The 18839-nt window shown below is 68.5% G+C and carries 15 protein-coding genes and 1 pseudogene; 4 read left to right on the top strand and 12 right to left on the bottom strand.

Features of this window, described 5'->3' with window-relative positions; genetic code table 11:
• Positions 1-124: 124 nt before the first annotated feature.
• The 11 genes and pseudogenes from purH to H165_RS0101025 all read right to left on the bottom strand — a co-directional run bounded on the left by purH (position 125) and on the right by H165_RS0101025 (position 13878).
• The gene (purH, locus tag H165_RS0101080; RefSeq protein ID WP_017937045.1) at positions 125-1732 is read right to left on the bottom strand and encodes a bifunctional phosphoribosylaminoimidazolecarboxamide formyltransferase/IMP cyclohydrolase; all 1608 of its coding nucleotides are present in this window, start codon (positions 1730-1732) and stop codon (positions 125-127) included.
• A 76-nt stretch (positions 1733-1808) separates the two neighbouring features.
• Complete coding sequence (gene fis / locus H165_RS0101075) at positions 1809-2126, bottom strand: DNA-binding transcriptional regulator Fis (protein ID WP_026146264.1); 318 nt, start codon at positions 2124-2126, stop codon at positions 1809-1811.
• Positions 2123-3121, bottom strand: coding sequence for a tRNA dihydrouridine synthase DusB (gene dusB, locus H165_RS0101070; RefSeq protein ID WP_017937043.1), 999 nt, complete (start codon positions 3119-3121; stop codon positions 2123-2125). Before dusB ends, fis begins: the two co-directional genes overlap by 4 nt.
• Positions 3122-3388: 267 nt before the next feature.
• A complete protein-coding gene (locus H165_RS0101065) occupies positions 3389-4741 on the bottom strand; it encodes a DUF3426 domain-containing protein (RefSeq protein WP_017937042.1) in 1353 nt (450 codons plus the stop codon).
• 80 nt (positions 4742-4821) lie between these two features.
• The gene (gene prmA / locus H165_RS0101060) at positions 4822-5700 is read right to left on the bottom strand and encodes a 50S ribosomal protein L11 methyltransferase (RefSeq protein ID WP_017937041.1); all 879 of its coding nucleotides are present in this window, start codon (positions 5698-5700) and stop codon (positions 4822-4824) included.
• Between the two features lie 120 nt (positions 5701-5820).
• Positions 5821-7176 carry an acetyl-CoA carboxylase biotin carboxylase subunit gene (gene accC / locus H165_RS0101055; RefSeq protein ID WP_017937040.1) on the bottom strand — a complete coding sequence of 452 codons (1356 nt, stop codon included), beginning with the start codon at positions 7174-7176 and terminating at the stop codon, positions 5821-5823.
• 17 nt (positions 7177-7193) lie between these two features.
• Positions 7194-7664, bottom strand: a complete 471-nt coding sequence (accB, locus tag H165_RS0101050; protein ID WP_017937039.1) for an acetyl-CoA carboxylase biotin carboxyl carrier protein — start codon at positions 7662-7664, stop codon at positions 7194-7196.
• Positions 7665-7710: 46 nt separating this feature from the next.
• On the bottom strand, positions 7711-8154 hold the full coding sequence (gene aroQ, locus H165_RS0101045; protein WP_017937038.1) for a type II 3-dehydroquinate dehydratase: 444 nt from the start codon (positions 8152-8154) through the stop codon (positions 7711-7713).
• A 143-nt stretch (positions 8155-8297) separates the two neighbouring features.
• The gene (gene dsbD / locus H165_RS0101040) at positions 8298-10091 is read right to left on the bottom strand and encodes a protein-disulfide reductase DsbD (RefSeq protein ID WP_017937037.1); all 1794 of its coding nucleotides are present in this window, start codon (positions 10089-10091) and stop codon (positions 8298-8300) included.
• A 107-nt stretch (positions 10092-10198) separates the two neighbouring features.
• Positions 10199-12161 (bottom strand): annotated as a pseudogene (locus H165_RS20305) (methyl-accepting chemotaxis protein).
• Between the two features lie 79 nt (positions 12162-12240).
• Complete coding sequence (locus H165_RS0101025) at positions 12241-13878, bottom strand: response regulator (protein ID WP_017937034.1); 1638 nt, start codon at positions 13876-13878, stop codon at positions 12241-12243.
• A 253-nt stretch (positions 13879-14131) separates the two neighbouring features.
• Between H165_RS0101025 and H165_RS0101020 the strand changes: the two genes are divergently transcribed.
• The 4 genes from H165_RS0101020 (at position 14132) to speA (ending at position 18349) form a co-directional block, all read left to right on the top strand.
• Positions 14132-15187 (top strand): DUF2333 family protein, encoded by a 1056-nt coding sequence (locus tag H165_RS0101020; protein WP_017937033.1) that lies wholly within the window; start codon positions 14132-14134, stop codon positions 15185-15187.
• Positions 15188-15190: 3 nt separating this feature from the next.
• Positions 15191-15727, top strand: a complete 537-nt coding sequence (locus H165_RS0101015; RefSeq protein ID WP_155943565.1) for an NUDIX hydrolase — start codon at positions 15191-15193, stop codon at positions 15725-15727.
• Between the two features lie 205 nt (positions 15728-15932).
• A complete protein-coding gene (locus H165_RS0101010; protein ID WP_017937031.1) occupies positions 15933-16304 on the top strand; it encodes a translation initiation factor Sui1 in 372 nt (123 codons plus the stop codon).
• A 131-nt stretch (positions 16305-16435) separates the two neighbouring features.
• Positions 16436-18349, top strand: coding sequence for an arginine decarboxylase (speA, locus tag H165_RS0101005; RefSeq protein ID WP_026146263.1), 1914 nt, complete (start codon positions 16436-16438; stop codon positions 18347-18349).
• A gap of 10 nt (positions 18350-18359) precedes the next feature.
• Here speA and H165_RS0101000 read toward each other — a convergent pair whose 3' ends face one another.
• Complete coding sequence (locus H165_RS0101000) at positions 18360-18821, bottom strand: DUF2214 family protein (RefSeq protein WP_017937029.1); 462 nt, start codon at positions 18819-18821, stop codon at positions 18360-18362.
• Positions 18822-18839: the final 18 nt, after the last annotated feature.

Genomic DNA, 18839 nt, shown 5'->3' with positions numbered 1-18839 from the left:
GTGATGGGGCGTCTGGCTGCTAGGCGGAGGCCGGTTCGACGGGCGCAGTTGCCGTTTGGCAATGAGCATCGGCGAATCGGCCTCCAACGACGCAGACGGGCGCTTCAGCGCGGCCGTGCCACGGTCAATGGCGGAAATGGCGCATGCCGGTGAACACCATGGCGATGCCGGCCTCGTCCGCCGCGGCGATCACCTCGGCATCGCGCATCGACCCGCCCGGCTGAATCACCGCGGTGATGCCGGCCGCCGCGGCGTTGTCGATGCCGTCGCGGAACGGGAAGAAGGCGTCCGAGGCCATCACCGCACCCTTGACCTCCAGGCCGGCATGCTCGGCCTTGATGGCGGCGATGCGCGCGGAGTTGACGCGGCTCATCTGGCCGGCGCCGACGCCCACGGTCTGGCGGTTCTTGGCGTAGACGATGGCGTTGGACTTGACGAACTTGGCCACCTTCCAGGCGAAGATCAGGTCGTGGATCTCGCGCTCGGTGGGGGCGCGCTTGGTCACCACCTTGAGGTCGGCCTCGGTGATCATGCCGATGTCGCGGCTCTGCACCAGCAGACCGCCGTTGACACGCTTGAAGTCCCAGCCGGCGGCCCGTTCGGCCGGCCACTGGCCGCATTCCAGCAGGCGCACGTTGGCCTTGGTGGCGACCACCTCACGGGCGGCCTGGGAAACCTTGGGCGCGATGATCACCTCGACGAACTGGCGCTCGACGATGGCCTTGGCGGTCTCGCCGTCCAGCTCGCGGTTGAAGGCGATGATGCCGCCGAAAGCCGACTCGCTGTCGGTGGCGTAGGCCAGGTCGTAGGCCTTGCGAATGCCGCCCTCGTCCTCCGGCACCACGGCCACGCCGCAGGGGTTGGCGTGCTTGACGATCACGCAGGCCGGCTTGACGAAGCTCTTCACGCATTCCAGGGCGGCGTCGGTATCGGCCACGTTGTTGAACGACAGTTCCTTGCCCTGCAGCTGCACGGCGGTGGCCACCGAGGCCTCGGCCGGCTGGGCCTCGACGTAGAAGGCCGCGCTCTGGTGCGGGTTCTCGCCGTAGCGCATGTCCTGGGCCTTGATGAACTGGCTGTTGAAGGTGCGCGGGAACTGGCTGCGGCCTTCGGTGGACAGGGTCGCGGCGGACTGGTCGATGGTGCCCAGGTAGTTGGCGATCATGCCATCGTAGGCAGCGGTGTGCTCGAAGGCCTTGAGGGCCAGGTCGAAGCGCTGCGCGTAGGTCAGGCCACCGGCCTTGAGGGCCTCGATGATGCCGGCGTAGTCGCTGGCGTTGACCACGATGGCGACGTCCTTGTGGTTCTTCGCTGCGGAGCGAACCATGGTCGGGCCGCCGATGTCGATGTTCTCGATGGCGTCGGCCAGGCTGCAGCCCGGCTTGGCCACGGTGGCGGCGAACGGGTAGAGGTTGACTGCCACCAGGTCGATGGGCTGGATGCCGTGCTCGGCCATCACCGCGGCGTCCTTGTCGCGACGGCCGAGGATGCCGCCGTGGATCTTCGGATGCAGGGTCTTGACCCGGCCGTCCATCATTTCCGGGAAGCCGGTGTAGTCGGCCACTTCCACGGCATTGATGCCGTTGTCCTTGAGCAGCTTGTAGGTGCCACCGGTGGAGAGGATTTCCACGCCCAGGGCGGCCAGCTCGCGGGCGAAGTCGACGATGCCGGTCTTGTCGGAAACGCTGATCAGCGCGCGGCGAACGGGAAGGCGAAGGGAATGATCGGTCATAACGGTTCCATCTGAGGTTTGGCGGCAGGCCGGAGACCGCCGGCAGGGAAGGGGCCGGCGGCCTGGGGCCTGGCGCTTAGAGAAGGTCGTACTGCTTGAGCTTCTTGCGCAGCGTGCCGCGGTTCAGGCCGAGCAGTTCGGATGCCTTGGTCTGGTTGCCCTTGACGTAGTGCATCACGGTTTCCAGCAGCGGCGCCTCCACCTCGGAGAGCACCAGGTTGTAGAGGTCGGAAACCTCCTGCCCGTCGAGATGGGCGAAGTAGTTGCGCAGCGCCTTTTCCACACTGCCGCGCAGGGTCTGCCCTTCTTCGCTCGGCGACTTCAGGTGTTGTTTCAGGTTGACGTTGTCGCTCACAGATGCAGTTCCACTCACTAATGTCTCGGTCGTCGTCATGCCGCCACCCCTTCTCCCTCGTTATGACGTTCGGCGAAGAATCGCCTCACCATGGCGCATTGCGCGTCCTTGTCTTCCAGACGGTTGAACTCGGCGCGAAACTCCCGGGCGCCCGGGAGCGTCGCCAGATACCAGCCGACGTGCTTGCGGGCGATGCGCACGCCCATCAGGTCGCCGTAGAAGGCATGCAGCTCGGCCAGGTGGCCCAGCAGGATGCGTTCCACTTCATACAGGGTCGGCGCCGGCAGTCGTTCGCCGGTGCGCAGGAAATGCTCGATCTCGCGGAAGATCCACGGCCGGCCCTGGGCGGCACGGCCGATCAGCAGGCCGTCGGCGCCGGTGGCGTCGAGCACGGCGCGGGCCTTCTCGGGGGAGTCGATGTCGCCGTTGGCGAACACCGGGATGGACACCGCCTGCTTGATGGCGGCGATGGTCTCGTATTCGGCTTCGCCAGTGTACAGGTCGGCGCGCGTGCGGCCATGCACGGCGAGTGCCTGGATGCCGGCCTGTTCGGCGATCCTGGCGATGCTCACCCCGTTCTTGTTCGCCCGGTCCCAGCCGGTGCGGATCTTCAGGGTGACCGGCACCTCGACCGCTCTGACCACGCTGTCGAGGATCTCCGCCACCAGGCGCTCGTCCTTCATCAGCGCGGAACCGGCGGCCTTGTTGCAGACCTTCTTGGCCGGACAGCCCATGTTGATGTCGATGATCTGCGCGCCCAGCGCGACGTTGGCGCGGGCCGCCTCGGCGAGCATCTGCGGGTCGCCGCCGGCGATCTGCACCGAGCGCGGTTCGGGGTCGCCGGCGTGCAGCAGGCGCAGGCGCGACTTGCGGGTGTGCCAGAGGCCGACGTTGCTGGTCACCATCTCCGAGACCACCATGCCGGCGCCTAGACGGCGGCAGAGCTGGCGGAACGGGCGATCGGTCACCCCTGCCATGGGGGCCAGGATCAGTTGGTTGGCTAGAGCGTAGGGGCCGATGCGTACCGCCGACATGGGTCTTCCCTGCCTGGGCGCGCCGAGGAAACGCTGCGCCGGCACGACGCGCAACGTCCCCCGACCGCGCGAGGTCGGATCATGGTGTTTGGAAAAAGGGTGGGCATGATACCCGCTCTCGATGGCCGGATAAAGGCTGTTTTGAACAAATTATGAACAGTCATGGGCTTATCGCGGCGGGTTGTTAGATACCCGGAAAGGCCCGTCCCGCCTGGCCTGGCGCTGGGCAGGCGGGCTGCATGCGAGATGGCGGGAGCGGGGCCGGGGCTATTCCGGAGAGTGGAAGCTGAGGCTGTAGTTCACCGCCTTTGGACCCGGATCGAGGATTTCCAGGGAGATGTGGATCGGGGTTTGCGGCGGCATGTCCGTCTGTCCGGCCAGCTCCCCGGCGAGGTACTCGCTGGGCTTGAAGCGCCGGCTGGCGATCAGTTGGCCGTTGAGGTCGGCGAAGCGGATCTCCAGCAGCGGAAACGGCTGGGCGAAGGCGGCGCGGTTGTAGAGGATGGCGTCCACCACCAGGGCGCCGGCGAAGTCCGGGTGGCTGCGCACCACCAGGTTGCTGCTCTTGATCTGAGTGATGTCCACCTTGGACGGCAGGCTGCAGCCGATTTCCGGGCAGATCTGCTCGAACCAGGGGCGATAGCGGTCCTGGCGGGCCAGCTCGTCGAAGTTGTAGGCCACATACTGGCCGCCTAGGGCGAGCAGGGCGACCAGGTTCAGCAGGCTCCAGCCCAGCCAGCGGCCCCAGGGTTTCTTGCGCGGCTGCCAGTCGAGGCGCAGCGGTTCGTCGCTTAGATCGAGCAGCGGTTCGTCGCGCAGCGGCGCGCGTGCGCGGGCCTGCCTGCCGAGCGGGGTCAGGGCGGAGAAGGAAGGCTCGCGCAGTGGTGTGTCGTCGGGCTCAGACCCGCTGGCGCCGAGGCGCAGGTCGTCGTCCGCCGCGGCGAGGTCGGCGGGATCGTCCAGGCTCAGCGAAGGTTCCCTGCGCGCCTCGTCGAGCTCAAGGTCCAGGGCGGGTACGGGTTGCACCTGCGGCTCGGCGACCTTCGGCTCGGCCCGGGCGGCGTTTTCCTGGCGCAGCAGGGCTTCGGCCCAGGCCTCGTCGTGCGGCTCGGCATCCTTGTCCGGGGCCTTCATCAGGCGCTCGGCCGGCTTGGGCGCGCAGTCCAGGGCGAGGAATTCCTGGCTGAGCTGCTGTTCCTCTTCCTCGAGCTTGGCCAGCTCCTCGTCCAGGTTGAGGCTGTCGAGATCCAGGTCGTCGTGGATCCACAGGGTGTCGTCGGCTGCCGGGGGCGGGGCGGCCGGCTTCGCCGCGCCAGGGCCGGTCTCCGCTGCCTGCGGCGCTGCGGGCGGCACCGGTGGCGGGCTGGCCGGCCGCTTGGGGTGTGCCGCGCTGGATTCCGCTGCGGCGGGCGACGGGGTCGGTCTGGCCGGTGGGGCCGACGGGCGCAACGGCGGTTGCACGAAGGCACCGGGCTGGTCGATCAGCAGCTGCTGGCCGGCGTTGAACACTTGCAGGCAGGCGCCACAGCGTACGGCGCCACGTGCCGCGCCGAGCTGCGCGCGGGTGACGCGGAAGCTGGTGTTGCAATGCGGGCAACGGGTGACGAAGCTGTCGATCATGCCGGGTCCGAGGGATTGGGGAAAACGGCGGCTAGTCTACCTGATCCGGAGCCGTGAGCTGCACCGAAGGCGACTGGCCGTCAGCGCCGTACCCCGCTGATCCGCACCCAGCCGTCCTTCTCGGCGGTCGGGTCGAGGTCGAAATCCCCGGCGTAGGCGGCGCGTACCGCCTCGGCCTGCTCGGCGAGGATGCCGGACAGCGCCAGGCGGCCGCCGGGCTTGACCAGTGCGCTGATCTGCGCGGCCAGCTCCACTAGGGGGCCGGCGAGGATGTTGGCGACCACCACGTCGGCCGGCTGGCGCGGCAGGTCGGCCGGCAGGTAGACCGGGAAGCGTTCCGGCGCGATGCCGTTGCGGCTGGCGTTGTCGCGGGAGGCTTGCAGGGCCTGGGGGTCGATGTCGGTGCCCACCGCTCGCTCGGCGCCGAGCAGCAGCGCGGCGATGGCCAGGATCCCCGAGCCGCAGCCGAAGTCCAGCACCTCACAGCCGGTCAGTTCCTGGCCGTCCAGCCATTCCAGACACAGCGCGGTGGTCGGGTGGGTACCGGTGCCGAAGGCCAGGCCGGGGTCGAGCAGCAGGTTGACCGCCTCCGGCTCGGGCGCTTCGTGCCAGCTGGGCACGATCCATAGGCGCCGGCCGAAGCGCAGCGGCTGGAAGTTGTCCATCCAGCTGCGCTCCCAGTCCTGGTCCTCGATGTGCTCGACCTGATGCTCGGGCAGCGGCTTGCCGGTGAGCAGCTGCAGGTGGGCGAACACCTGGTCGGGGTCGGCGTCGGCCTCGAACAGGGCGAGCAGGTGGGTGTGCGTCCAGAGCGGCGTGGTGCCCAGGTCGGGCTCGAAGATCGGCTGGTCCTCGGCGTCCATGAAGGTCACCGACACGGCGCCGACGTCGAGCAGGGCGTCCTCGTAGGTTTGCGCCTGTTCCGGGGTGATGGCGAGACGGACTTGTAGCCAGGGCATGGAGGGCTCCCTTCAGGCATGGCCGGAAGCGGCGGGCTTTCCGGTACTGGAAAAAGCGAGGGAGCGGCACTGTGCCGCTCCCCCTTGGGCTTCGCATGATACTGCCTGCGGGTGCAGGCGTCAGTGGCGATCCATGCCCAGCTTCTTCTCCAGATAGTGGATGTTCACCCCACCCTTGATGAAGCCTTTGTCGCGCACCAGGTCGCGGTGCAGTGGCACGTTGGTCTTGATGCCGTCCACGACGATTTCGTCGAGGGCGTTGCGCATGCGTGCCAGGGCCTCGTCGCGGTCGTTGCCGTAGGCGATCAGCTTGCCGATCAGCGAGTCGTAGTTCGGCGGCACCGAGTAGCCGCTGTACAGGTGAGAGTCGACGCGGATGCCGTTGCCGCCGGGGGCGTGGAAGGTCTTCACCTTGCCCGGGCAGGGCATGAAGTTGTCCGGATCCTCGGCGTTGATGCGGCATTCCAGGGCGTGGCCACGCAGCACCACGTCCTCCTGCTTGATCGACAGCTTGTTGCCGGCGGCGATGCTGAGCATCTCCTTGACGATGTCCACGCCGGTCACCATCTCGGTCACCGGGTGTTCCACCTGCACGCGGGTGTTCATCTCGATGAAGTAAAAACGGCCGTCCTCGTAGAGGAACTCGAAGGTGCCGGCACCGCGGTAGCCGATCTCGATGCAGGCCTGCACGCAGCGTTCCAGCACCTCGGCGCGGGCCTTCTCGTCGATCAGCGGGGCGGGGGCTTCCTCGAGGACCTTCTGGTGGCGGCGCTGCAGCGAGCAGTCACGGTCGTAGAGGTGGATGGCGTTGCCCTGGCCGTCGGCGAGTACCTGCACCTCGACGTGGCGCGGGTTACCGAGGAACTTCTCCAGGTAGACCATCTCGTTGCCGAAGGCGGCGCCGGCCTCGGTGCGGGTCAGCTTGGCCGATTTGATCAGGTCTTCCTCGTCGTGGACCACGCGCATGCCGCGGCCGCCGCCGCCGCCGGCGGCCTTGATGATCACCGGGTAGCCGACCTCGCGGGCGATCGCCAGGGCGGTCTCCTCGTCCTCCGGCAGCGGGCCGTCGGAGCCCGGCACGGTGGGCACGCCGGCCTTCTTCATGGCCTCCTTGGCGGACACCTTGTCGCCCATCAGACGGATCACCTCGGCGGTCGGGCCGACGAACTTGAAGCCGGAGTTCTCCACCTGCTCGGCGAAGTCGGCGTTCTCGGCGAGGAATCCGTAGCCCGGATGGATCGCGGTGGCGCCGGTGACTTCGGCGGCGGAGATGATGGCCGGGATGTTCAGGTAGGACTGCGCGCCAGGGGCCGGGCCGATGCATACGGTTTCGTCGGCCAGGCCCAGGTGCATCAGGTCACGGTCGGCGGTGGAGTAGACCGCTACCGTCTTGATGCCCATTTCCTTGCAGGCGCGCAGGATGCGCAGGGCAATTTCGCCACGGTTGGCGATCAGGACTTTTTCCAGCTTCTGCATTGCAGGCTCCCCGCGCATCAGACGATGGTGAACAGGGGTTGGTCGTACTCAACCGGCTGGCCGTTTTCCACCAGGATGGACTCGATGACGCCGCTGACCTCGGCCTCGATGTGGTTCATCATCTTCATGGCTTCGACGATGCACAGCACGTCGCCTTTCTTCACGGTCTGGCCGACTTCCACGAAGTTCGGCGAGGTGGGCGACGGTGCGCGGTAGAAGGTGCCGACCATCGGCGAGCGGACCACGGTGCCGTTCAGCTTGGGCGCGGCGGCAGGGGCTTCACCGGCTTCGGCGGCGGGAGCGGCGACCGGGGCAGCAACGGCAGGGGCGGCAGTCGGGGCCGGGGCGGCGGCGTACACCGGCTGGGCGGCGACGCTCTTGCTGTGGCGGCTGATGCGCACGGACTCTTCGCCCTCGCGGATCTCCAGCTCGTCGATACCGGACTCTTCCAGCAGCTCGATCAGTTTCTTGACTTTACGAATATCCATTAAGCATCAACTCCCAAGGGCTGTTCACGGGCGTTCGGGCCGCAATTCAGGCGGCGGCCAGTTGTTCCAGGGCGGCCTCCAGCGCCAGGCGGTAGCCGCTGGCGCCGAGGCCGCAGATCACTCCCACCGCGACGTCGGAGAAGTAGGAGTGATGGCGGAAGGGTTCGCGTTTGTGCACGTTGGACAGGTGCACTTCGATGAATGGGATGCTCACCGCCAGCAATGCGTCACGTAATGCGACGCTGGTGTGGGTAAAAGCCGCCGGATTGATGATGATGAACTCGACTCCCTCGCCTTTCGCCGCATGAATGCGCTCGATCAGTACGTGCTCGGCGTTGCTCTGCAGGTGGCTGAGGCGATGGCCGGCGGCCTCGGCACGGCGTTGCAGATCCTGGTTGATGGTGTCGAGGGTGATCGAGCCGTAGACGCCCGGCTCGCGGGTGCCGAGTAGGTTGAGGTTGGGGCCGTGAAGGACCAGCAGATGGGCCATGGGGGGAATACCTGGGGGATGGAAATTGCGGGACTATGCCGGACCGCCCGCAGTCTGTCCAGTTCCCGGGAGTAGCCGGCAGATTTGCGGCTTTTCGTTGCAGAACGCGGAAGTGGCTCCAGCGTCTCTTTGTGACCGTTTCGTTACTTCGGGTCGGCCTTGGCCAGCCGCTCGGCGAACTCCCTGCGGGTGATCTCGCCGACCACCCGCAGGTCGGCGCGCTCCTCGCCGTCGGGGGCGAAGAACAGGATAGCCGGCGGGCCGAACAGCCGGTAGCGATCCAGCAGGGCGCGCTGCTCGGGGGTGCTGGCGGTGATGTCGAAGCGCAGCAGGCGATAGGCGGCGAGCCGCTCGCGGACGTCCGGGTCGCCGAACACCTCCCGCTCGATCACCTTGCAGCTGATGCACCAGTCGGCATACCAGTCGAGCAGCACCGGCTCGCCGGCGGCCTTGGCCGCGGCCAGGGCACTATCCAGCTCGGCCGGGGTGGTGACGGTCTGCCACTCGCCGTGCGCAGGCGCACCCGCCGTGGCGACGACGGCGGCCTCGGCGCGACCCAGCGGGCGCAGCGGGTCGCCCTCGCCCTGCAGGGCACCGATCCAGGCGATCACCGCGTACACCAGCAGCGGCAGGCCGAGCAGCTGCGCCAGCTTCTGGTGGTGGGTCTTGGGCGTCAGCTCCAGCACGCCCAGCCACAGGGCGATGCCGGCAGCCAGCAGGCCCCACAGGGCCAGGGCGACCGGGCCGGGCACCACGCGCTCCAGCAGCCATACGGCCACCGCCATCAGCAGGGCGCCGAAGGCGTTGCGCACGGTGACCATCCAGGGGCCGGACTTCGGCAGCAGGGCGCCGCCGCCGACGGCGAACAGCACCAGCGGCGCGCCCATGCCCAGGCCCAGGGCGAGCAGCTTGAGGCCGCCGCCGAGGGCGTCGCCGCTGCTGCTGATATACAGCAGGGCGCCGGCCAGCGGCGCCGACACGCAGGGCGACACCAGCAGGCTGGAGAGCACGCCGAGGGCGGCGGCGCTGAAGATGGTGCCGCCGTGCAGGCGCTGGCTCAGGCGCTGCAGCGGGGCGTCGATGGCGGCCGGCATGCGCAGTTCGAGGAAGCCCAGGCTAGCGGCGCCGAACAGGGTGAAGAAGATGGCGAAGGGCACCAGCACCCAGGGCGACTGCAGGCGCGCCTGTAGGTTGAGCTCGGCACCGAACAGGCCCATCAGCGCGCCGAGGATGGCGAAGCTCAGCGCCATCGGCAGCACATAGGCCAGCGACAGCACCAGGCCGCGGGCGCCGCCGGGCTGGCCACGCAGCACCACGCCGGTGAGGATCGGCAGCATCGGCAGCACGCAGGGGGTGAAGGTCAGGGCCAGGCCGCCGAGGAAGAACAGCGCCAGTTCCTTCCAGGTCCAGCCGCTCGGCGCGGTGGCCGGCGCCGGGCTGGCGCTAGGGGCGGCGGGCTGCGCCTCGCCCTGGCCATCGACCTCGATGCGCTCGCTCTCCGGCGGGTAGCACAGGCCCTTGTCGGCGCAGCCCTGGTAGCCGACATGGATGGTGAAGGGCAGGCCGATGGGGTTGTCGATCGGCAGCGTTATGTCGGTGATGCCGTAGTACACCTCGACGTCGCCGAAGTACTCGTCGTGCTTGGCCTCGCCGGGCGGCAATACGGCCTCGCCGCGGGCCAGGTCGCTGGGCTCGATGCGAAAGCTGAAACGGTGCTTGTAGAGGTAGTAGCCCTCGGCGTTGACGAAGCGCAGCTTCACCGACTTCTCGCCGCTTTCCACCAGGCTCAGGCGGAAGGCCTCGCGCACCGGCAGGAAATCGCCGCTGTTGTTCAGCGGGGCGTCGTCGATGATGCCACGCGGCGCCGGGTCCTCGAACAGGCCGGCCAGCGCGGGCAGGGTGAACAGCAGCAGGAACAGGGGCAGCAGACGGCGCATGACAGACTCGCACGAAAGAAGTGCCGACATCATACCCAAGTCGTTCGCCCGGCCACAGGCGACCCGTGGGCGCAGGGTGTCAGCGGATATTGCCGGCCGACGTGCGGCTAGACGCGGAAGGCTTGCACCGCCGTGTGCAGCTGGGTGGCCAGCTGCAGCAGCTGCTCGCCCTGGGCGCGGGCCTCGCCGATACGGCTGAGGTTGTCGCCGCCGAGGCTGTGGATGCGCTCGCTGCGGTCGCGGATCTCGCTGGCCGCGCCGCCCTGCTGGGCGGTGGCCTCGGCGATGCGCTCGGCCATGCTGGCGATGGTGCGGATCGCGCCGACCACCTCGTCCAGCGCGCCATCGGCCTGTTCGGCCTGGCCGGCGGTGGCCTCGGCGTGCTCGACCTGGGCGCGCATGGCCGCCACCGACTGCTGGGCGGCCTGCTGCAGGCGGGCGATCAGCTGCTGGATTTCCTCGGTGGCGCCGCTGGTGCGCTGGGCCAGCGAGCGCACCTCCTCGGCCACCACGGCGAAGCCGCGGCCCATCTCGCCGGCGCGCGCCGCCTCGATGGCGGCGTTGAGGGCGAGCAGGTTGGTCTGCTCGGCCACGCCACGGATCACCGTCAGCACCGAGCCGATGGTGGCGGTCTCGGCGGCCAGCTGTTCGATGGACTGGGCGTTGCCCTGCACCTCGCCGACCAGCGCATGCAGGCCGGTGAGACTCTGCTCGATGACCCGCTGGCCCTGTTCCACGGCACGGCTGGCGGCGCGACTGGCCTCGGCGGCCTGGCTGGCGTCGGCGGCGACGCTGGCGATGGTGTGCTCCAGCTCGCCCAGGGCGTCGCGGATCTGCGCGGTTATCGGCCAGCTGGCGCTCGGCGCCGCCGTGCAGGCCCTGGCTCAGCTCGGCCAGGGTGCGGCTGCTGCCGGCCACCTCGCCGGCGTGCTGGTGGATGGTGCCGACCAGCTCGACCAGGTAGCGGCGCAGGCGGTTGAGCGAGTCCTCGATATCGCGCATCTCGCGGGTACGCGCCTGCAGCTGGATGTCGGCGGCGAAATCGCCGGCGGCCCAGGTCGACAGGGCCGGGGCCAGGCGCGTCAGGACATGGCTCATGCGCCGCTGGATCTGGTCCAGGAGCAGGGCGATGAGCAGGATCAGGCCGATCGCCAGGCCCTGGATCAGGCGTACCTCACCCTGGATGCGCCCGTGCTCGGCGCGTACCGCCGGCTCCAGGGCGGCCAATGCCTGCTGCAGCTGCGCCACCTTGGCCGCACTGGCGGTAGCCAGCGCGCTGCGCTGCTCGATCAGGGCGCGGGTGCGGGCCAGCTCGGCCGGGTAGCGCTTGATCAGGCTGGCCAGCTCGCGCTTGAGGGCGATGCCCTGGTCTTCGGCCTCGGTCTGCTCCTCGCCCTGATCGAGGCCGAGCAGGGCGGCGAAGTCGTTGCCGGTCTCTTCCTGCGCGGTCACTCCCAGCAGCGGCAGCCCGTCCAGCCGGGCGCTCTGCTGGGCGAGGATGGCCAGTTCGCGCTCGACGTCGGCGGCCAGTTCGTCGCGCCCGCTACCGACCAGCTTGCCGCGCGCATGGCCCAGGCGGGCCAGGTGCTGGGCGGCGGAGAAGAGTGCCGCCTGGTAGGCACCGGCGTCCGCGCTGGCGCTGTCGGCGGCGTACTTGGCCAGCTGTTCGAGGGCGCCGCCCATCTCCCGCTCCGCTTGCAGCAACAGGCCCTGTGGGTCGCCGGCCAGCTTGCCGGCGGCCAGCAGGTCGGTGGAGACGAACTGGCGCAGCTCTTCCAGGCTCGGGCGCAGCTGCTCGGCCAGCGCTACAGGCAGTTCGCCCAACCGGCCTTCGAGGTCGACGATGGCCTGGCTGGCCTGGCTGTGGCGCAGGGCATCGCCGCTGGCCAGATAGGCCTGCACGTTGTCGGCGACCTGGTGCTGGAACTGCTGGGACAGGTTGAGGTAGCGCTGCATCAGCAGGTAGGGCTGCTCCAGTGTCCGCTCCGACCACCACAGGGTGGCGCCGAGGGCGACGCAGGCGGTGACGAGGAGGGCGGTGGAGAGATTGGTGAGCTGCTTGAGACGCATGGGACACCGGAAAACGACCTAGGCGATGCCCCGCAGGTTATTGCGGTTTGGTTACGGCTTTATGACGGCGTGACGCGGATCACGCTTCGTCGCGGTGGAGCGCCACCCGGTGGATCTCCACCCGGTTGCGCCCGCCGCGCTTGGCCACGTAGAGCGCCTCGTCGGCCTGCTTGGACAGGGTGTTGCAGTCCATGCCCTCGGCCAGTTCGGCGATGCCGCAGCTGAAGGTGCAGCGGAGGTCTTCCGGCTCGGCCGGGTAGATGATCTCGGAGAAGCGCCGGCGGATCTCGTCGAGCACCTTGGCGGCGGTGTCCAGGTCGGTGTCCGGCAGGATCACCGCGAACTCCTCGCCACCGTAGCGGCCGATGTGGTCGGTCTTGCGCAGGCGCTGCTTGAGGAACAGCGCCAGGCTCTTGATGACCCGGTCGCCCATCGGGTGGCCATAAGTGTCGTTGACCTTCTTGAAGTGGTCGATGTCGAGCATGGCGAAGGTCAGCGGCCTGCCGTCGCGGCGCGCCCGCGAGGCGGCGTCCTCGAGCAACTGCAGGGTGTAGGTGTGGTTGTACAGGCCGGTGAGGCTGTCACGCACCATGCGCGCCTTGAGGTTGCGCGCGCGGCTTGCCCGGGTGCGCACGGTGGCGATCAGGTGGCGCGGCTTGATCGGCTTGGTGAGGAAGTCGTCGCCGCCCTCGCCCATGGCGTCCAATTGCTTGTCCAGGTCGTCCTCGGCAGACAGGTAGATGATCGGCACGCTGACGTAGCGCTCGTGCTGGCGGATCACCTTGGCCAGCTCGGGGCCGCTGCACTCGGGCATGTACATGTCGAGGATGATCAGGTCCGGCTGGAACTCGGCGAGGGCGTCGAGGGCCTGCAGCGGCTCGGTGATCACCTGGGTGACGATTCCGGCGTTGTTGAGCATGCGCTCGGTGTGCGTGGCCTGGGCGCGCGAGTCGTCGATCACCAGCACCCGGTAGGGCTCGTACTGGGCGACCCGGGTGAGGATCTCGATGCGTTCGGTGAGCGTCGAGGCGTCCAGCGTGCCGGTGTAGAATTCCTGGGCGCCGGCGCGCACCGCGGCGAGGCGGGTCGGGGTGTCGGTGTCGGCCTCGCTGAAGAACAGCAGTGGCAGCTTCTGTTCCAGCTTCTGCTGGAGGTTCTCGGCCAGGGCCAGGCCGTGGCGGGGGCCGGAGAAGTCCACGTCCATGACGATGGCTGCCGGGTGGCGCTCGGCCATGGCGGCCTGAAAGGCCGCGGCATCGACCAGCGCCCGGCAGGACAGGCCGAAGGACTCCATCTGCCGGGCGAGGCGCAGGGCCCGCTCGTGGTCCTCGAGGGCCAGGTAGACCGGCTTGCGTAGCGGCGGCAGGAACACCTGGTCGAGCTGGTCGCCGTGCCGCAGGCCGGTGCGCGACAAGCGCTGCATGGCCAGGTTGAGCTCGCTGATCAGCTCGCTGCTGAGCCGCCCCTTGTTAGCCAGCACGGCATTCAGGCAGCGCTCGATGCTGCGCGCCAGCCCGATGTGCTCGGTCTGCTGGAAACGCTCGGCGTAGCGCAGCAGGCGGACGGTGGCCTCGCTCATCTCGGCCATGTCGGCGCCGCTCCACTCGCGATGCTGGAGGCGTTGCCAGACCTCCAGGACATGCCGAGCCTGATGGATCACCCGCTGGGCAAAATGGTGCTTGAGGCGGTCGTGATTGAAATCTTCGTGCTCGCCCATACTTCGACTTCTCGTCCGGCGGGAGTCATGGCTTGATAGCCTAATGCTATCACTGCGACGGCGCCACTCCCGGAAGTCACTATTTACGATTTTTCGACGCGCGTTTCCTTGACGCGGTTCCAGTCCCGGCCTGGCCGCCCACTCAAAGTTTGCCGGCGTGCGGCTGCGTCCCGTCGGCCGCATGACTTATAGTGGAGTGAGCCGCGGCCGACCGGCCGCACTTCCCGCAGCGTTTCACGTAAGGACAAGCACAATGCTCGATTGGACCAAACGCGCAGGTGCCGCCCAGGCCCGCACTGCGGATTCCCTGGATAGCGCCCGCAGTTACTTCTCCGGGCTGTGGAGCCGGGCACTCGGTGCCCTGATCGGCCTCTATCTGTTGGCTGCCCTGGTGGTCGGCTGGTACTGGAGCCAGGAGCCGGAGCTGTTCTCCGTGCCGCAGCATGTGCAGAGCGCCGCCGAGCAGTCCGGGCGCCAGCCGGTGACCGGCTACGCCACCGTGGAAACCCTGCGCCGGGTGGCCAGCACCCTGCTCGACAAGCCGGGCGGCTATCTGTCCAACGACCTGTTCCCGCCGGGCCTCTGGCTGGACAACATGCCCAGCTGGGAATACGGCGTGCTGGTTCAGGTGCGCGACCTGTCGCGGGCCCTGCGCAAGGACTTCGCCCGCTCCCAGTCGCAGTCCACCGAGGACGTCGATCTGGCCCGCGCCGAGCCGCGCTTCAACTTCGACAACAAGAGCTGGGCGCTGCCCTCCGCCGAGTCGGAGTACGAGGAGGGCCTGAAGTCCCTGGAGCGCTTCATCGCCCGGCTGACCGACCCCAACCAGCCCAACGCGCAGTTCTATGCCCGCGCCGACAACCTCAACAACTGGCTGGGTGACGTGGCCACTCGCCTAGGCTCGCTGTCCCAGCGGCTCTCGGCCAGCGTCGGGCGGGTCCGCGTCGACGCCGACTGGACCCCCGGCGAGGGAGAGAGCGGGGAAGCCGGCGAGCGCCGCGTGGAGACCCCCTGGCTGCAGATCGATAACGTGTTCTACGAGGCCCGCGGCCAGGCCTGGGCGCTGTCGCACCTGCTGCGCGCCATCGAGATCGACTTCGCCGACGTGCTGGCCAAGAAGAACGCCACGGTCAGCGTGCGGCAGATCATCCGCGAGCTGGAGGCCGCCCAAGAAACCCTGTGGAGCCCGATGGTGCTGAACGGCAGCGGTTACGGCGTGCTCGCCAACCATTCGCTGGTAATGGCCAACTACATCTCCCGGGCCAACGCGGCGGTGATCGACCTGCGCCAGCTGCTCAGCCAGGGCTGAGCCGTGCCGCGCCCCGTGGATGAGGCGGCGCATCGCGCCGCCTCGGACGCCGAGGTGGTCGCCTGGGTCGACGAGCAGGACCGTCTGCTCGGCGGCGTGCCCCGCGCCGAACTGCGTGCCCGGCGGCTGATCGGCCGGGGCACCTACATCCTGCTGTTCAACTCTGCCGGCGAGCTCTGCGTGCACCGGCGAACCCTGAGCAAGGCGCTGTATCCCGGTTACTGGGACGTGGCCGCTGGCGGCATGGTGCTGTACGGCGAGGACTACGCCGCGTCCGCCGCCCGCGAGCTGGCCGAGGAGCTGGGCATCGTCGGGGTAGAACTGGTCGAGCACGCCCACTTCCTCTACGACGCCCCGGAGAGCCGGTTGTGGTGCACCGCCTACTCGGCGGTCTCCGACGCGCCCCTGGTGCTGCAGCCGGAGGAGGTGGTGGAGGCGCGTTTCCTGAGCCTCGACCAGGCGCTCGCCGAGATCCGCCGCAAACCCTACTGCCCGGACTCCCTGGCGGCCCTGCAGCGCTACCTGGCGGCGCTCTACTGAGGCCCCGCGCCGGGCGCAGGGCGTCGCCAATCCGCCGGTCGATGACGCAATTCGCTACTTAGCAAGCGCGGACTTTGCCGGTAAACTGCGCCGCCTTTCGAGTCGGACGCCAGTCCGCTCCCAGCGCTGCCCCTGCCAGAGTGGGGCTTCGCGGTCGGCAGTCGCCGGCCAGTCGCTATCCTGACCAGCCCATGAGGACCAGCCGGTGGTCAAGAAAGCCTCTTCCTTCGCCGCCTTGGGCGGCCTTGTCTACTCCACCGACGGCGGCCGGCACTGCCCGGACTGCGGCCAGCCGGTGGCCTCCTGCCTCTGCAAGCAAGCCAGCGTCCCCCAGGGCGACGGCATCGCCCGGGTACGCCGCGAGACCAAGGGCCGTGGCGGTAAGACGGTGACCACCGTCAGCGGCGTGCCGCTGGCCGGCGATCAGCTCAAGGAGCTGGCCAGCGCCCTGAAGAAGCGCTGTGGCACCGGCGGCGCGCTCAAGGACGGGGTGATCGAGATCCAGGGCGATCACGTCGAACTGCTCCTCGGCGAACTCGCCAGGCGCGGTTTCAAGGCCAAGAAATCCGGCGGCTGAGCCGCCCCTTCTACACTTCAGGTTCGGGGCCGAGGCTCCGGTAATCGTCATTCGCGTCTGCCAGACTCGCCAGACGCGCGCCGCCCTTTCCGCGTGGGCGGTGCCGTGATGCTCATCTTCAGGGGGAACCAATGTCCGCACGACGTACTCGCAAAGCCGACGGCAGCCAATGGACGGTGGCGGACAGCCGCACCGTCTACGGCATCCGCCACTGGGGGGACGGCTACTTCTCGATCAACGACGCCGGCCACGTCGAGGTGCGCCCGAACGGCCCGCAGAGCGCGCCCATCGACCTCTACCTGCAGGTCCAGGAACTGCGCCAGAGCGGCCTGTCGCTGCCGCTACTGGTGCGCTTCCCGGACATCCTCCAAGACCGCGTGCGGCGCCTGGTCGGCGCCTTCGAGGCGAGCATCGCGCGGCTCGGCTACCAGAACCGCTACACCGCGCTCTACCCGATCAAGGTCAACCAGCAGGAGGCGGTGGTGGAAAGCATCATCGCCACCGACAACGTCGCCATCGGCCTGGAGGCCGGCTCCAAGCCGGAGCTGCTGGCGGTGCTGGCGCTGGCGCCGAAGGGCGGCACCATCGTCTGCAACGGCTACAAGGACCGCGAGTTCATCCGCCTGGCGCTGATCGGCCAGAAGCTCGGCCACAACGTGTTCATCGTCATCGAGAAGGAATCCGAGGTACGCCTGGTGATCGAGGAGGCCGCCGACCTCAAGGTCGCCCCGCAGATCGGCCTGCGCGTGCGGCTGTCCTCGCTCGCCTCCTCGAAGTGGGCGGACACCGGCGGCGAGAAGTCCAAGTTCGGACTGTCCGCCGCGCAGGTGCTGGCGGTGGTGGAGCGCTTCCGCGAGGCCGGGTTGGATCAGGGCATTCGCCTGCTGCACTTCCACATGGGGTCGCAGATCGCCAACATCGCCGACTACCGCAAGGGCTTCCGCGAGGCCATCCGCTACTACGGCGAGCTGCGCGCCATGGGCCTGCCGGTGGACCACGTGGACGTCGGCGGTGGGCTGGGCGTCGACTACGACGGCACCCATTCGCGCAACGCCAGCTCGATCAACTACAACATGGAAGACTACGCCGACGCCGTGGTCGACATGCTCAAGGAGTTCTGCGACCGCCAGGACATCCCCCATCCGCACATCTTCTCCGAGAGCGGCCGGGCGATGACCGCCCACCACGCGGTGCTGCTGGTGCAGGTCACCGACGTGGAGCGCCACAACGACGCGGTGCCGGAAATCGACCCGGCGGTGGAGCAACCGGAGGTGCTGCAGAACCTCATCGACCTGCTCGACGACAGCGACCCGGAGATGGTCACCGAGACCTACTGGCGGGCCACCCACTACATCGAGGAAGTGGCCGCCCAGTATTCCGCCGGCAAGCTCAGCCTGGTGCAGAAGGCGCTGGCCGAGCAGTGCTACTTCGCCATCTGCCGGCGCCTGTACAACCAGCTCAAGGCTCGCCAGCGCTCGCACCGCGCGGTGCTCGACGAGCTCAACGACAAGCTGGCCGACAAGTACATCTGCAACTTCTCGGTGTTCCAGAGCCTCCCGGACACCTGGGCGATCGGCCAGATCCTGCCGATCCTGCCGCTCAACCGCCTGGACGAGGAGCCGCTGCGCCGCGCCGTGCTGCAGGATCTGACCTGCGACTCGGACGGCAAGATCCGCCAGTACGTGGACGAGCAGAGCATCGAGACCAGCCTGCCGGTACACGAGCTGCGTGAGGGCGAGGACTACGTGCTCGGGGTGTTCCTGGTCGGCGCCTATCAGGAAATCCTCGGCGACATGCACAACCTGTTCGGCGACACCGACTCGGTGAACATTTACCAGAACCCGGACGGCAGCGTGTTCCACGCCGGCATCGAGACCCACGACACCATCGAGGACATGCTGCGCTACGTGCACCTGTCGCCCGAGGGGCTGATGACCCACTATCGCGACAAGGTGGCCAGCGCGCGGATCAGTGCCCGCGAGCGTACCCAGTTCCTCGACGCCCTGCGCCTGGGGCTGACCCGTTCCTCCTACCTGTCCAGCTGAGCCGGGCGGCTCAGCTGCCGATCACCCCGTAGCCGCGGGCCATCAGCGCCGCCAGCAGGGGGATGAGCAGCAGCAGGAGCAGCTCCAGGCGGATGCTGAGGATCACTGCCCGGGCGCGGCCGGGACCGACCCGCGGCGCCTGGCCGGCCTGCAGGGCGTGGCGCCAGTCGAGGAAGGTCAGGGTGGGCAGGATGGAGATCAGCCCGACCAGGATGAACAGACCCACCTTGGCGTGGAACAGCGAGTTCTTCAGGTAGTAGTCGAGGCCCTTGGCATACCAGAGCACCCGCACCACGCCGGTGATCAGCACCACGGCGGCGCACAGCCCGTAGGCCAGGTCGATGCGCACCAGGCGGCGGGCGCGGCCGACGTCGGCGAGGGCGCTCTTGAACAGCACGTGTTCCAGGCTCAGCAGGGCAAACAGCACGAAGATCGACAGGTAGTGCAGGTAAGCGGCGATGGCGGCGGCCATGGGATGCTCCTTGTCGTT

Origin of the sequence: Pseudomonas thermotolerans DSM 14292 (genome assembly GCF_000364625.1) — a bacterium.
Classification (GTDB): domain Bacteria; phylum Pseudomonadota; class Gammaproteobacteria; order Pseudomonadales; family Pseudomonadaceae; genus Aquipseudomonas; species Aquipseudomonas thermotolerans.
This window is presented reverse-complemented; position numbering and strand designations above follow the sequence as displayed.

Bases quoted from the DNA above. Each gene is read 5' to 3' on its own strand.
- accC (WP_017937040.1), bottom strand. From the start codon at position 7,176: ATGCAGAAGCTGGAAAAAGTCCTGATCGCCAACCGTGGCGAAATTGCC.
- dsbD (WP_017937037.1), bottom strand. From the start codon at position 10,091: ATGCGCCGTCTGCTGCCCCTGTTCCTGCTGCTGTTCACCCTGCCCGCG.
- prmA (WP_017937041.1), bottom strand. From the start codon at position 5,700: ATGCCCTGGCTACAAGTCCGTCTCGCCATCACCCCGGAACAGGCGCAA.
- aroQ (WP_017937038.1), bottom strand. From the start codon at position 8,154: ATGGCCCATCTGCTGGTCCTTCACGGCCCCAACCTCAACCTACTCGGC.
- H165_RS0101065 (WP_017937042.1), bottom strand. From the start codon at position 4,741: ATGATCGACAGCTTCGTCACCCGTTGCCCGCATTGCAACACCAGCTTC.
- H165_RS0101000 (WP_017937029.1), bottom strand. From the start codon at position 18,821: ATGGCCGCCGCCATCGCCGCTTACCTGCACTACCTGTCGATCTTCGTG.
- accB (WP_017937039.1), bottom strand. From the start codon at position 7,664: ATGGATATTCGTAAAGTCAAGAAACTGATCGAGCTGCTGGAAGAGTCC.
- dusB (WP_017937043.1), bottom strand. From the start codon at position 3,121: ATGTCGGCGGTACGCATCGGCCCCTACGCTCTAGCCAACCAACTGATC.
- fis (WP_026146264.1), bottom strand. From the start codon at position 2,126: ATGACGACGACCGAGACATTAGTGAGTGGAACTGCATCTGTGAGCGAC.
- H165_RS0101025 (WP_017937034.1), bottom strand. From the start codon at position 13,878: ATGGGCGAGCACGAAGATTTCAATCACGACCGCCTCAAGCACCATTTT.
- H165_RS0101020 (WP_017937033.1), top strand. From the start codon at position 14,132: ATGCTCGATTGGACCAAACGCGCAGGTGCCGCCCAGGCCCGCACTGCG.
- speA (WP_026146263.1), top strand. From the start codon at position 16,436: ATGTCCGCACGACGTACTCGCAAAGCCGACGGCAGCCAATGGACGGTG.
- purH (WP_017937045.1), bottom strand. From the start codon at position 1,732: ATGACCGATCATTCCCTTCGCCTTCCCGTTCGCCGCGCGCTGATCAGC.